Annotated in this window: 16 protein-coding genes; 6 read left to right on the top strand and 10 right to left on the bottom strand. The window is 47.5% G+C overall.

Translation table 11 applies throughout. The features are described 5' to 3' along the window. Positions 1 to 116 precede the first annotated feature (116 nt). The 3 genes from FC99_RS08440 to FC99_RS13860 are packed head-to-tail and all read left to right on the top strand — an operon-like array spanning position 117 to position 1,626. Complete coding sequence (locus FC99_RS08440; protein WP_048736046.1) at positions 117 to 548, top strand: hypothetical protein; 432 nt, start codon at positions 117 to 119, stop codon at positions 546 to 548. Then, complete coding sequence (locus tag FC99_RS08435) at positions 548 to 1,492, top strand: zinc-binding dehydrogenase (protein WP_048736047.1); 945 nt, start codon at positions 548 to 550, stop codon at positions 1,490 to 1,492. Before FC99_RS08440 ends, FC99_RS08435 begins: the two co-directional genes overlap by 1 nt. Beyond that, entirely contained in the window at positions 1,486 to 1,626 is a 141-nt protein-coding gene (locus tag FC99_RS13860) for a hypothetical protein (RefSeq protein WP_156166955.1), read from the top strand. The genes FC99_RS08435 and FC99_RS13860 overlap by 7 nt, the downstream gene beginning before the upstream one ends. 54 nt (positions 1,627 to 1,680) lie before the next feature. Here FC99_RS13860 and FC99_RS08430 read toward each other — a convergent pair whose 3' ends face one another. Further along, positions 1,681 to 2,178: a cysteine hydrolase family protein gene (locus tag FC99_RS08430; protein ID WP_048736048.1), complete on the bottom strand. Its 498-nt coding sequence runs from the start codon at positions 2,176 to 2,178 to the stop codon at positions 1,681 to 1,683. A 194-nt stretch (positions 2,179 to 2,372) separates the two neighbouring features. Here FC99_RS08430 and FC99_RS08425 point away from each other — a divergent pair, with 194 nt between their 5' ends. Next, a complete protein-coding gene (locus tag FC99_RS08425) occupies positions 2,373 to 2,591 on the top strand; it encodes a hypothetical protein (protein ID WP_048736049.1) in 219 nt (72 codons plus the stop codon). A 59-nt stretch (positions 2,592 to 2,650) separates the two neighbouring features. Here FC99_RS08425 and FC99_RS08420 read toward each other — a convergent pair whose 3' ends face one another. The 9 genes from FC99_RS08420 to FC99_RS08380 all read right to left on the bottom strand — a co-directional run bounded on the left by FC99_RS08420 (position 2,651) and on the right by FC99_RS08380 (position 9,910). Next, positions 2,651 to 3,301, bottom strand: coding sequence for an endonuclease III domain-containing protein (locus FC99_RS08420; RefSeq protein WP_048736050.1), 651 nt, complete (start codon positions 3,299 to 3,301; stop codon positions 2,651 to 2,653). 308 nt (positions 3,302 to 3,609) lie between these two features. Further along, positions 3,610 to 3,972, bottom strand: a complete 363-nt coding sequence (locus FC99_RS08415; RefSeq protein WP_048736051.1) for a hypothetical protein — start codon at positions 3,970 to 3,972, stop codon at positions 3,610 to 3,612. Positions 3,973 to 4,157: 185 nt separating this feature from the next. Beyond that, positions 4,158 to 5,066 carry a sensor histidine kinase gene (locus tag FC99_RS08410; protein WP_048736052.1) on the bottom strand — a complete coding sequence of 303 codons (909 nt, stop codon included), beginning with the start codon at positions 5,064 to 5,066 and terminating at the stop codon, positions 4,158 to 4,160. Between the two features lie 12 nt (positions 5,067 to 5,078). Further along, the gene (locus FC99_RS08405) at positions 5,079 to 5,756 is read right to left on the bottom strand and encodes a response regulator transcription factor (RefSeq protein ID WP_048736053.1); all 678 of its coding nucleotides are present in this window, start codon (positions 5,754 to 5,756) and stop codon (positions 5,079 to 5,081) included. A gap of 12 nt (positions 5,757 to 5,768) precedes the next feature. Next, positions 5,769 to 6,548 carry an ABC transporter permease gene (locus FC99_RS08400; protein ID WP_048736054.1) on the bottom strand — a complete coding sequence of 260 codons (780 nt, stop codon included), beginning with the start codon at positions 6,546 to 6,548 and terminating at the stop codon, positions 5,769 to 5,771. A 3-nt stretch (positions 6,549 to 6,551) separates the two neighbouring features. Next, positions 6,552 to 7,454 (bottom strand): ATP-binding cassette domain-containing protein, encoded by a 903-nt coding sequence (locus tag FC99_RS08395; RefSeq protein ID WP_048736055.1) that lies wholly within the window; start codon positions 7,452 to 7,454, stop codon positions 6,552 to 6,554. 385 nt (positions 7,455 to 7,839) lie between these two features. Further along, positions 7,840 to 8,214: a hypothetical protein gene (locus FC99_RS08390; RefSeq protein ID WP_048736056.1), complete on the bottom strand. Its 375-nt coding sequence runs from the start codon at positions 8,212 to 8,214 to the stop codon at positions 7,840 to 7,842. Positions 8,215 to 8,229: 15 nt separating this feature from the next. Beyond that, positions 8,230 to 8,994 (bottom strand): ABC transporter permease, encoded by a 765-nt coding sequence (locus tag FC99_RS08385; RefSeq protein WP_048736057.1) that lies wholly within the window; start codon positions 8,992 to 8,994, stop codon positions 8,230 to 8,232. Beyond that, a complete protein-coding gene (locus FC99_RS08380) occupies positions 8,978 to 9,910 on the bottom strand; it encodes an ABC transporter ATP-binding protein (protein WP_048736058.1) in 933 nt (310 codons plus the stop codon). The genes FC99_RS08385 and FC99_RS08380 overlap by 17 nt, the downstream gene beginning before the upstream one ends. Before the next feature lie 152 nt (positions 9,911 to 10,062). On the opposite strand from FC99_RS08380, the gene FC99_RS08375 reads away from it, so the two are divergent. Both FC99_RS08375 and FC99_RS08370 read left to right on the top strand, forming a co-directional pair. Beyond that, entirely contained in the window at positions 10,063 to 10,737 is a 675-nt protein-coding gene (locus tag FC99_RS08375; protein ID WP_048736059.1) for a response regulator transcription factor, read from the top strand. Positions 10,738 to 10,750: 13 nt separating this feature from the next. Then, the gene (locus tag FC99_RS08370) at positions 10,751 to 11,653 is read left to right on the top strand and encodes a sensor histidine kinase (protein WP_048736060.1); all 903 of its coding nucleotides are present in this window, start codon (positions 10,751 to 10,753) and stop codon (positions 11,651 to 11,653) included. The last annotated feature ends 167 nt before the right edge of the window (positions 11,654 to 11,820 follow it).

Below are 11,820 nucleotides of genomic sequence, written 5' to 3'. Positions count from 1 at the left end.
GTGTATTTATTTTGGTCTAAATTCTAAGTGGCTAACTTGATTATAAAATTCGCCATTTTTAATCGTCACAAAAAGCGGTTAAGGTAAGGCCATCCAATTAAGGGAGGTCTTTTTAAATGTCAGAAAACTTATTTCAAAACGTTATCGTCACTCACGCTCAGCTGAATCGGCTACGCGCAATCCTAGTTCACCCGGAGAACCTGCCACTGTGGGACGACGAAATTACGCAAGTTGTTCCAGCCACCGATGGTGAGGTCCAACTCACCCGGCGGTCACCGGCGCTCAACGAACGTGAATGGGTAACCGTCGCCGCAACAGCCAGTCAAGTCATCTATCACAGCCACGGTGGTCGTTTAGCTTACGATCTAGTCTTCACCTTGACTGGAGACGCGACCCAGACCAGTCTCACTGAGGAACTGCAGGTGACACACACGACCGCAATTCCTATTCCACTACAGTTGCTTGCGCCCATCGCCAAACAAGCCTTCGCCCAGAAGCTCCAAGCCCTAATTGTCCTCGCAGAATCCTCCCGGGAGGTGTTTGCCTAATGCAAACTATCGTGCAAACGTCTTATCAAGGTATCGACGCCCTGAGATTCGATTCCCAGCCGCTACCCCGGTTACTCAATCCACTCGCGGTCAGAGTTGAGACTCGCTACACACCGGTGATGCCCTACGACGTGCTTACTGAGACTGGTCAGCTCAAACAGCTGCGGCCCGTCAGATTACCCATCGTTGTCGGCTATGGCTTCGGCGGCATTGTTCGCGAGGTCGGCCGCCTACGTAACCGCCAATTGCTTAACCAACCCGTGATTGGCATTCAGTTGACCGGCAGTCATCAAGAACAGGTGCTCTCGACGTTACCACCCCTCCTGTTTCCAGTGCCCAAAGGCGTCTCCTTGGCCGCGGCCACGACAATCATCGGTGGTGCAGATGCTGCTTACTTTGCCCTAAAGGAAAACCATCTCAAGGCGGGAGAAACCGTGTTGATCACTGGAGCCACGGGCAGCGTTGGCACCTACCTTGTTCAGTTGGCCCGGTTAGCCGGTTGCCACGTCATCGCAATCGGCCATTCTAGTCGCCACAACCTACTCGCTGATCTGGGAGCGGATCAGGTGCTGGATTACGACCGATCACTAGCTGAACAGCTGGACTCAAAAACCGTTGTTGATCAAATCATCGACCTCGCTGGACAGACCGGCTTACTAAACCAGTTAACAACGTTGCTAGGACCGGTCAGCATTCTTTCGTTAGCGCTACCTCACTATCGGCCACAACTTCCGCAGCAGGCCTTCACCTTTGTCAACGGTTCAATTACCCCGGGCGATTACCGGTGGCTATTGACCCAACTCGCAGATGGAAAATTAACAGCCGTTATTCAAGAAGAATTGCCCTTTACTGCCGTTCGGACCGCCCAACATCGTTTGGTAGACGGCCACGCCGCCGGTCGAATTCTATTAACCTACAATCAGGAGGATGACCAAATATGCTGACTAGCTTAACGATTGATTGGTCTCAACTTCTACCGCAGCTACTTACCCTGTGGTTGATTGGTTGGGGACTGCGTGCTTTATTAGTTGTTTTTATTGTCGCCACTCTGTTCTGGCTGTTTAGACGAACACGGTAAACCAAAAGACGCTCTAGGCCGATAATTCAGCTCAGAGCGTCTTTATAGTGCCGACTAAGGTTCTAGCATCGTCACAAAGCGATGATTCCAGATGCCCTCGAAAAAGGCAATCGTTTGTTCAGCGGTCATAAATTTATTGTCTACTGTGGTTGCTAACCCGCGAGTCATTTGCAAATCGTAGCCGATACCGTGGGCCACTTTAACGGTCGTGTCGACACAGTACTCGACCTGCGCGCCACAGATTTCTAGTGATTCGGTGGCAAAACTGGTCAACACCCGCCGTAAATTGGTATGGTAAAAGGCGTTCGCATGGGTCTTGGATACGAGGGGGTCCGTGTCGCGGTAATCCAGTTCGGGAATCAGCTCCCAATCATGGGTTCCTTTCACCAAGTCTTCATCCGTATGCTGGACAAAAACAATTGGTTTCTTTGCTTTGCGGTACGCTGCAATGCGTGCGTTAACACCCGCAATGACTTGTGGCATATTCGCTGCGGTTTGTTCGCCGTAACAAACGCCATTTTGAAGATCAATGACTAGTAAGACATCTGCCATGTCGATGGCCTCCTTCAGGGATCTTTTGCTCACTCTCTATCATAGCGTATTGGGGACCGCAAGTCTCTAAAAACTTTGAGCTGAATACACTGCACAATAAACCTGTCGTAATTTTGACTAGACACTTTCTTCAAAAGTGCTTTAGTTAATTGGTACGTCATATGATGTACAATAGTTCTTGGAGGCGATTGCTCATGCAAACCAAGGGTAAAGAAACCGACCGAATTGATCATGATATTAAGATTCATGTTCAAAGTGAACTCACTAAGAATGCCCTACCAACACGCTGTGCACAACCATCTGAGGATGTAGTTGCATCTATCCTTGAAATGACCGATGTCGTCAGTGGAAACAAGGCCCCTGAAAACGTGGCCCATAGTTGCGACGAACTTAACCGGATGCTTGAGTCTTAAATCGGGGCGCTTTTTGGTGTATTCAATAACGCCACAACATTTGAAACACATTGCTAATTCTATACTTCAGCTTCGTTCTCCTCATTCAGCTTGTCACAGTCGATAATCAACTGGCAGACCTCTTTTTCGGGCGTCAGCTTCATCGAATATTTCCGGCCGTATTCGATCATGGTGTGATGCGCTTGGTGGAGCTCCTCTGGTTGGAGAACACTGACGATTTTATTCTCGACCTGCAAGGGGGATGCCGACTGGCCGACAAAATGCAGCCGCTTGGAGATTGCCGAAACGTGCGTGTCCACCGCAAAGGTCGGCTGCTCAAAGACATCGCTCAAGACCACGTTGGCCGTCTTTCGTCCGGCCCCCGGTAATGCCATAATCCCCTTCCTGTCAGTCGGAACCACATCGTTGAGCTCTTCATGGACGATTCTCGCCGTCTTGATGATATTACGCGCCTTGTTGTGAAATAGACCGACGCTCTTAATGATCAGCTCAACGTCGGTTACATTGGCGACCATCAAGTCTTTTGGTTCGGGATACTTGGCAAATAAGATCGGCGTGACCTTGTTTACCGACACATCCGTTGCCTGGGCACTGAGAATCACTGAAATCAAATACTGAAAGGGCGTGCGTGAATCCAGCGACGGTCCCACTGGTCCAATATCTGCTTCCATTTGGTGAATAGCCCACACAATCTGCTTATCTTTTAACATACGGCTCCCTCGATTTCCTTAGCATAATTTGCTTACTATCTTAAGTTTACCGCAAAAGGACCTGAAATTGGACTAAATTAAGCAGTGGCATCCGGAACGGCTATCCTTGGGGGACGCAAAAAAACAATCGGCAAGCTAACCCACCAAAAGCTAGCTTGTTACTCAGTCCGCAACTTTCGCCAGCATAATTTCCCAATTAAACAGTCGTACCCTTGATGCCGTTATACCTCACTAACTAAAAAACAGTTCTAGAATCACCTGCTGATTTCTAGAACCATTTTTTACTGATAACCAACCTGATTCAATTTCTACTCTCGAATTTCAACTTGCAGGTAAGTGATGTGATTGCTTTGGTCAAATTGATACGTGTCAAAGCCGTGAAAGGCAAACAGCTTCCCACTACTTTTGCGGCCAGCCACGGCCCATTCGGCTTTGTAGGTACCATTAACCACAGTAACCTGACAAAGATGACGCAGCTTCTGATTGTCTTGAAAAAAATGCACAAAGAAACTTGTCATCTTTGCTGGTGTATCGGCAACAAGCCCATTTGCGCCCTTAACGACGGCTGTATCTGAAAAGAGCGTCATTATTTCATTCAGAGCGCGCTCATCATTTGATGCTAAATCCGAAAGCTCAAAATATCTGCGGATGATTTCGGCCCGCTTGTCCATAGAGATTCCCTCCTTCAAATCAATTACTTAGTCTAACCTACACCGTTGAGAAGTGAAAAATTCTAAGCCTCAAAAATCACAAATGGTTCAGTCAATGACCTATCCCACTGACTGAACCATTGTTTCGATCTTGTTTATTTTCCAATATCCGCAAAAAACAATACCCCACCAATGTAGCTTGTTACTCAGTCCGCAACCTTCGCCAACGCCAATCGAATTGTAAACTGGCCAGCTACCAACTCCGCGGTCAACTTACCGCCCATTGCCAGCACCAATTGGCGCGAAAGGTACAATCCTAATCCAGTTGATTCGGGATTGGTGCGACTGGCCGACGCCGTGTAAAATTGATCGAAGACTCGCTGAATGGCGAGGTGACTATCGGGAGCGACGTCATTGCTCACGCAGACCACGCCCCAATCGTCCGCTGGTTGATAGCTAATGGTCACCGTGTTCTGTGCATATCGCAGCGCATTTTGAATGATGTTCTGCAAAACTCGCGTGAGTAACTGGTCGTCGGCCTGGACCATAACTGGTGCTGTGCTTGGGTCAAACGCGACCTGAATCTGTTTGGCCTCAAATTGTTCAAAAAAGCCGAGGAATTCCGTTTCCACCCGGTCACTCAAGGCAACTGGTTTTAAAGTTGCCCGCTTCTGCTGTGCATCTAAGCGCGTGAGGTCGTAAAACCCATCCGTCATCGTCATCAACCGGGACACAGCCTGCTGAATGCTAGTGAGGTACTGTGCTCGCTTGTCCGGGTCGTCGACCTGCTGGAGCAGTTGAACGTAACCGTTGATTGCCGTTAAGGGTGTCCGTAAATCGTGCGACAAGCCCGTAATAGACAATTGCAGTTGTTTTTCTGCGCGCCGGTTACGACTATTTTCACGTTCAAAATCATCGACCATCGCGTTAAGGGCCGTGACCAGGTCAATCAAGTTGTCTTCCCGGAAGTCGACAAAGAGCCGGCCACCGTATCCTGCCGACTTGGGTAACGAGCGAACTTTTAGGGTCAGCTGCCGAATTTGACGTTTTAAGAAAAACAAGTAGCCGCCAAGGCCTAAACTTACCATCAGTATGACTATCACGACCACCCACATCACTTCCGCCTCCTACGCCAGCTTAAACCCAATGCCCCACACCGTCTGAATGTACTGCCCGCCGTTACGATTCAGCTTCAACCGTAAATTACTGACGTGCACGTTGACCGTCTTGTCGCTGGCCAGGTAAGGCTCCTGCCAGACGCTTTCATATAGATTAGTCCGGCTGAACACTTTTTGCGGGTGGCGTAACAGCAAGACTAAAATCGCGAACTCCCGGCTCGTCAAATGAATCGGTTGTCCCGCCACCGTCACGACGCGTGTTTCTAAATTAGCCACGATTGTGTGATACGTTAGCGTCTGAGAAGTGCTGCTATCTGCTTGGTGATGACGTAACTGAATTGAAATTCGTGCCAGTAGCTCCTCAATGTCAAATGGCTTGGTCACGTAATCATCGGCACCATGCGTCAACAGGTCTAATTTCGTCGCTTGATCGACCTTGGCAGACAGTGTGATCACCGGCACTCCCGAGGCCTGACGCATCCGCCGAATAACCTCTTCACCCGCCAGGCCTGGTAACATTAGATCCAATAGCACCAAATCCACGGCGTGCTGTTGAAATAGGAGGAGTCCTTCTGTTCCAGAAAAGGCGTCCAGCACCTGGTAATGCTGCAACGTCAACGTTTCCTTTAATAGAGCATGAACGGCCGCGTCATCCTCAATAATTAACAAAGTAGTTGTCACGACCAATCACCTCCTGAATTATTTGATATCGGAACGGTTAAACACGGCGTAACCAATACCACTCGCAATTAAAATCGTCACCACACTAACAGTGATCATCTTAGGCACCAGATTCAAAACATCCGGTGTCGTAAAACTTGTATAGAACAAGTAACTCTCTGAGAACCACCAAGTCAACGATTTCAAGCCGTCAAACTTCTGAAAAATACCGGGGATGAACCCCATAGCAATCGTAAAAATAAATGACCACATCATGGCAACGCCAACCGATTGTAGCATGAAACTAATTTCCACGTAGACCGCAACCACTGAAAAAATCAGGAGAAACAGTGTCAACGCAACTAACCAGAAGTACTGGCCGTAGTTGTCCACCCCGGCAACCTCACCGAAGCCGTAAACCGATCCAAAGCCAATCATACTGAGTCCGGTGACGAGAATCACTGCCCCGAGCGTTAGTTCGCAGGCAATCACCAGTTTAGTTGAGTAATATTTCAGCCGACTAACGCCCAACGATAGTGCATTTCGAATCGTCCCGCTTTGAAATTCTTCACCGATATAAAAACTGATAAACGCACAAAAGATTAATAGAATGAGTAAATTACTTTTCAATGGCATCAGCACACCAGTTGCCCCATTAATGACTTGGTCAACTTGCAAATGCAAGCCGCCCTGATAGTGGTCCTTCGAAATCGAATTTAACAACTGAAAGAATGGTAAAACCAACATAATCATGGCAACCGACCAAAACTTTCGACCACCCTGCAACTTGATGCGATCCGCTCTCAATAAGTTTAACATGTTTTAGCCCTCCGTAATCGACATAAAGTAATCCTCTAGCTTCTGATTCGTCATGCCTATCCGATAGACATCGATTCCTGCCGCTACCAACTGCCGATTGAGTTGTGGAATATCAACCACCGTGAAGATTTGCAAATGGCGGTCATCGATCACCGAGTAATCCCTGATCTGTGCTTGGTCGAGAACTACAACTGCTCGTTGCGTGTCAGCAACCTCCAAGTCGATATACCGGCGGCTTTTTTCCTGTAATTGGTCTTTCGAGAGCTCCTGAATCAATTGGCCGTGATGCAGAATCCCGTAATCCGTGGCTACCTGAGAAAGCTCATCCAAAATATGACTTGAGATCAGCACCGTCATGCCGCGTTCTGTCGCTAATTTTTGGATAATGTTGCGAATTTCAATAATTCCCGCTGGGTCCAGTCCGTTGATAGGTTCATCCAATATCAATAACTCCGGATGGCTGATCAAGGTTTGCGCAATGGCCAATCGTTGCCGCATACCTAACGAAAAGTTTTTGACCTTTTTCTTACCCGTATCGGCCAATCCCATCTGATCTAACAGGTCCGGAATCTCCTGTTCACCAACACCAGCATTCGCAGCTTGGACCGCCATGTTGCGGTAGGCACTAAGCTCCGGATAGAGTGCCGGCGTCTCAATCGACTGCCCAATCTTTCGCCGCCCCGCACGCAGACCGGCTGGATCATGCTGACCAAATAGAGTGATCTCACCACTATCATAGTGAGTCAATCCCATGATCAACCGCATGATAGTCGACTTACCCGCACCATTTTCACCAATCAGGCCGTAGATCATTCCCCGCTTGATCTCCAAGGAGACGTGGTCAATGACCGTGCGTTGTCCGTAAGTTTTGACAACATCTTGAATTTTTAAGATTGTTTCTGGCATATTCACTACCCCTTTTCGTTTCTACAAATAATAGCTTACCGATTAAGTGTAAATTGAATGACCAGTAACCATAAAGAAAGGATAAAGATTCCAGTCAAAAAGGAGTGGGACAGAGTTGACTGCCTTTCATCGCACGTTGCGACCATATACGTTCGGAACACAAAACGGATCTGGGACTTTTATCCCAGACCCAAAGTTCATATTGTAAGTTCTAACGTCTGCTAAAAAACAATTGGTAAGATAACCTTCCAACCCAGGACGCCAACTAATAGAATCACTATCAGAACAATCCAAAATAAGTGAAAAAGTAATCTGAACATCAGTAATCCCATCCGTAACAGAAATAAAGGTAATTCTAACAAAAACAGCATTTTCTCTGCCCCCATCAATCGATTCTAATCAATCGAATATCCTTCTGCCCCCGCTGACCTTTTTGGGGAACCAGTTTATAATCAATCGTATCCATTTTCATGGCGTACCGCCCCTTAAGACTGCCACTCCTGATGCTTAACGCCTGATTATAATCATCAACCGAGTAGCGATAATGATGACTAGAATGGTCACCAGTAATTTCCATCGTTGATTTAGAAAACTTAGCAATTCCAGCAGAGCCCTGCTTCGTGTTTACATGCCAACTGAATCGTTGCAAAACTTGCTGAGTCGTTAAATGATGTGGTATTCGAGCTATCTTGACGGTTTCAACACCTAAAAACACAACAATTAGAATGGCGATTAACCCTTTCACCTTACGCTTACTCACCTACTACTACCTCCCCTATAATTCTTTACGCTGTAACATCACCGCCGAAACCCCACCCGCAGCGATAATGATGACCAGACAAACGACCAGGTACGGAACCAGTTCGGTAATCTTCAACGTTCCCAAAGCTATCTTCTGAACAACATCGGTAAAATCAATGTACATCAGCCATTGCCACCCCAACATGTCCGAACAGGTCGCAACTAAAACCGGCCACAACGTTATAAATAGCGCCGCAGTCACGATTGAATCCGTCAAAGTCAAGATGATGACGCCCATGCTGAGAATCGCGTCAATAAAGAGAGAAATTGTCAGCAACATCATACCTAGCGTTTGTACCAGAGTGAGCAGTGGTGCCCCTGCTGACCAACCGGTTAATTTGCCAACCAGAATAACAACCGCGTAGTAACTAAGTGTCAGGACAAACACATCGACCAGCAGCGTCATAAACTTGCTGGTCATAAAGGCTAGTCGTGAAATCCCCGAGACTAAAGTATTTTTATAAACCTTCTTAGAAAATTCCTGACCAATCACCAGCACAAGCAAGGCAATCGCTAGGTACAGCAGCGTCGTTGCTGACAACGTGGCACTTCTCAGACCAGTCAACGCCGACCAATTGGCTGCCCCCAGTCGACGCATGGTGGTCGAGCTGACCATGATACCGTAGAAACTCCCATTAAACGTAATCACTCCACCTAAGAAGATAGCGGCAGCGAGCGTGAAATAAATCCCGCGACTGTGCATTTGACGATAAGCATCTGCCTTAATCTGATTCAACATCCGCTTGGTCCTCCTCCGCAATCAACCTGGTATAGTACTGTTCCAACGAACTCTCACGCTGAACGACTGCCGAAACGGCAACCCTATTTTCGACCAGTGTCCGGTTAATCACTGCGGCCGACAGCGCAGTATGGTGAATGATGAGATGATGATCATCGAGAATCGCAAACTCACCGATAGCCTCACGGTCTAAGACCTGCCCCGCGAGTGTCACCTGATCTACCGTAATCTCCAGACCAGACTGATTGACAACGTCCAACTCTGCCTTGGTCAGCTCCTTGATCAATTGACCATGACGAATAATCCCAAATCGGTTAGCGACCTGATACAATTCCGACAAAATATGACTCGCCATCAAGATGGTTGTGTGGCGCTCTTCATTCAGCCGTTTAATTAATTGACGGAATTCGATAATCCCGTTTGGATCAAGGCCATTGATAGGCTCGTCCAGGATCAAAAAGTCTGGGCGGGGTAAGATGGCCAGGGCAAGGCCCAGTCGTTGTCGTTGCCCCAGTGATAACTGGCTAGCCCTGGTCGCCTGTTTAGCTGTAAGATTCACAAACTCTAGTGCCTCCGGAATCAATTGCGGTTCGGCAAGGCCATGTTGAATCGCACACAGCTTCAAATTTTGGTTAACGGTCAAATTGGGAAAGGCAACGGGATTCTCAATGATGGCCCCCGTTCGTCGCAGGGCATGGCGATAGTGACCCACTGATTCGCCCAACAGGGTGATTTTTCCCGCGGTTAAATGAGATAGCCCAGTGATCAACCGCATCAGCGTGGTCTTCCCCGCCCCATTTTCGCCAATTAAACCGTAAATATCCCCTGCCTTGACGGTCATGCTAATGTCAGCCAGCGCCTGAAATTCCCCAAATTGCTTGCTGACATGTTTGATGACTAAAACATTCTCGCTAATAATGAATTCCCCCCCTCAGCGTTCTCAACACTGATTAATATACGGCGGCTTTCTAAAGCCCCGGTATAAATAAACCTTAATTTAACCTAAATTGTGACGATGAACCAATTCGACTATAATTGAAACGTACCTTAAGGAGACTTTTAAAAACAATGCACAAAATTCTAATCGTGGAAGACCATACCGATATTCAGGACCTCCTGCACGATGTCCTCAGCCCCACCTACCAAATTTTAACTGCCTTAGATGGCATCAGTGCCTTACAAGTTTTTAACGATCAGCAACCCGACTTAATCATTCTAGACCTGATGTTGCCGAACATTACCGGTGAAAGCGTCCTTAAGACGATTCGTAAAACCTCTAGTGTGCCCATCCTGGTTCTGACCGCCATTCAGTCGAAGACCAAAACGGTTGCCTTACTTCAAGCAGGAGCCAACGATTACCTGACCAAACCGTTCGACATCGATGAACTATTGGCCCGTATTCAAGTTCAACTACGCGCGTTGCCATCGGCGATTCAGCCAACGCATGACGTGTTAAAGTTTAACGAAATTTGCTTGGACAGCAACACCCATCATATCACGGTTGCCAGCCAGCCCTTAGTTTTACCCAAAAAAGAATTCAACCTACTGAAGCTGCTCCTCAAGGAACCCCACCAGGTCTTTGAAAAGGCTCAGCTGTATGAAGCGGTCTGGGGTGAACCCTATCAAGATGCCGAGAACACCCTTAACGTTCATCTCAGTAATCTACGGATCAAACTAAATGAATTGGCTGAACAACCACACTATATCGTCTCCGTCTGGGGCATCGGCGTCCGACTGGTTTGATAAGGAGGGGCTCATGTTAACTTTTATTATCGGCGTATTAGTCTTGGTAGTCCTGGTTCTTGTGATTATCCTGAGTCAGCTGATCAGCGCACTACATCACATCACAACGGATCTCACCTATATCAATACCCACACCACCAATGCTGGCGTCACGAGTAATTTTCACTTTGGCGGCATCCAACGACTGGCCTTGGCCCTGAATCAAATGCTCAGCCAGACGCGAAACCTCCAGCAAACGGAATACCAACGCGAACATCACCTGGAACAAATGCTCCTTAACCTCACGCACGACATTAAAACGCCGTTGACCGTGGCCACGGGTTATGTTCAATTGATTCAGCAAAAGCCAACCGCCGCCACGCCAACTAACCTGCAACGCGTGCTGAACAACCTAGCGTCCGTCAACTACTACTTACGCTACCTGATGGATTTTAATTTAGTACGCACCAAGGCGAATCATTTAAACCTGGAATCAGTGAACGTCTCCCATTTTCTGGAGCAAGAACTGTTTGGCTTCTTTGATGATTTGAATGCTAAACAGATTACCGTTACACCAAATATCACCGCAAATATCACGTTGACGACCGACCAATTACTACTCCAACGAATCATTCAAAATCTTGTGGGTAATTGGCTGAAATATGCGCAAAACTCGGCGACCGTTAGCTTAGCACCTCTGGATGATCAGCATATCTGTCTCGAATTTCAAAACGAAACTGCGGTAACTTCGCCAGGGAATTCTGTGACGACTGAGCAGTTCTACACCACCGACGACCACTCCACAGAAAGTCTTGGCTTGGGACTAAACATTGTGCAATCTCTAGTAACCACCTTAGGCGGAAAACTGGCAATTAAGACTGGCAATCGGCAGTTTACGGTTCGCTTAACTTTCAGGACAACGCCTCCACAAGACTAATTTTTCACAGTAAAAGACGGCAACCCACTCATAGCGGTTACCGCCCTTTTTACGCGATTTTTACTTAGCTTCTGAAGGTTGAAAGATGAAATACCTGTCTCGCCCCAGTATCAGCAAGGATTCGCACCATTAAGATAGTGTGAAATTGCCGCACTCCGACTGTCAGG

It is taken from the genome of Levilactobacillus koreensis JCM 16448, from assembly GCF_001435525.1.
GTDB lineage: Bacteria > Bacillota > Bacilli > Lactobacillales > Lactobacillaceae > Levilactobacillus > Levilactobacillus koreensis.
This window is presented reverse-complemented; position numbering and strand designations above follow the sequence as displayed.

Excerpts from the sequence above, each read along its gene's own strand:
- FC99_RS08395 (WP_048736055.1), bottom strand. The coding sequence starts at position 7,454 with ATGCCAGAAACAATCTTAAAAATTCAAGATGTTGTCAAAACTTACGGA.
- FC99_RS08375 (WP_048736059.1), top strand. The coding sequence starts at position 10,063 with ATGCACAAAATTCTAATCGTGGAAGACCATACCGATATTCAGGACCTC.
- FC99_RS08430 (WP_048736048.1), bottom strand. The coding sequence starts at position 2,178 with ATGGCAGATGTCTTACTAGTCATTGATCTTCAAAATGGCGTTTGTTAC.
- FC99_RS08385 (WP_048736057.1), bottom strand. The coding sequence starts at position 8,994 with ATGTTGAATCAGATTAAGGCAGATGCTTATCGTCAAATGCACAGTCGC.
- FC99_RS08435 (WP_048736047.1), top strand. The coding sequence starts at position 548 with ATGCAAACTATCGTGCAAACGTCTTATCAAGGTATCGACGCCCTGAGA.
- FC99_RS08400 (WP_048736054.1), bottom strand. The coding sequence starts at position 6,548 with ATGTTAAACTTATTGAGAGCGGATCGCATCAAGTTGCAGGGTGGTCGA.
- FC99_RS08415 (WP_048736051.1), bottom strand. The coding sequence starts at position 3,972 with ATGGACAAGCGGGCCGAAATCATCCGCAGATATTTTGAGCTTTCGGAT.
- FC99_RS08410 (WP_048736052.1), bottom strand. The coding sequence starts at position 5,066 with ATGTGGGTGGTCGTGATAGTCATACTGATGGTAAGTTTAGGCCTTGGC.
- FC99_RS08370 (WP_048736060.1), top strand. The coding sequence starts at position 10,751 with ATGTTAACTTTTATTATCGGCGTATTAGTCTTGGTAGTCCTGGTTCTT.
- FC99_RS08420 (WP_048736050.1), bottom strand. The coding sequence starts at position 3,301 with ATGTTAAAAGATAAGCAGATTGTGTGGGCTATTCACCAAATGGAAGCA.
- FC99_RS08440 (WP_048736046.1), top strand. The coding sequence starts at position 117 with ATGTCAGAAAACTTATTTCAAAACGTTATCGTCACTCACGCTCAGCTG.
- FC99_RS08425 (WP_048736049.1), top strand. The coding sequence starts at position 2,373 with ATGCAAACCAAGGGTAAAGAAACCGACCGAATTGATCATGATATTAAG.
- FC99_RS13860 (WP_156166955.1), top strand. The coding sequence starts at position 1,486 with ATGCTGACTAGCTTAACGATTGATTGGTCTCAACTTCTACCGCAGCTA.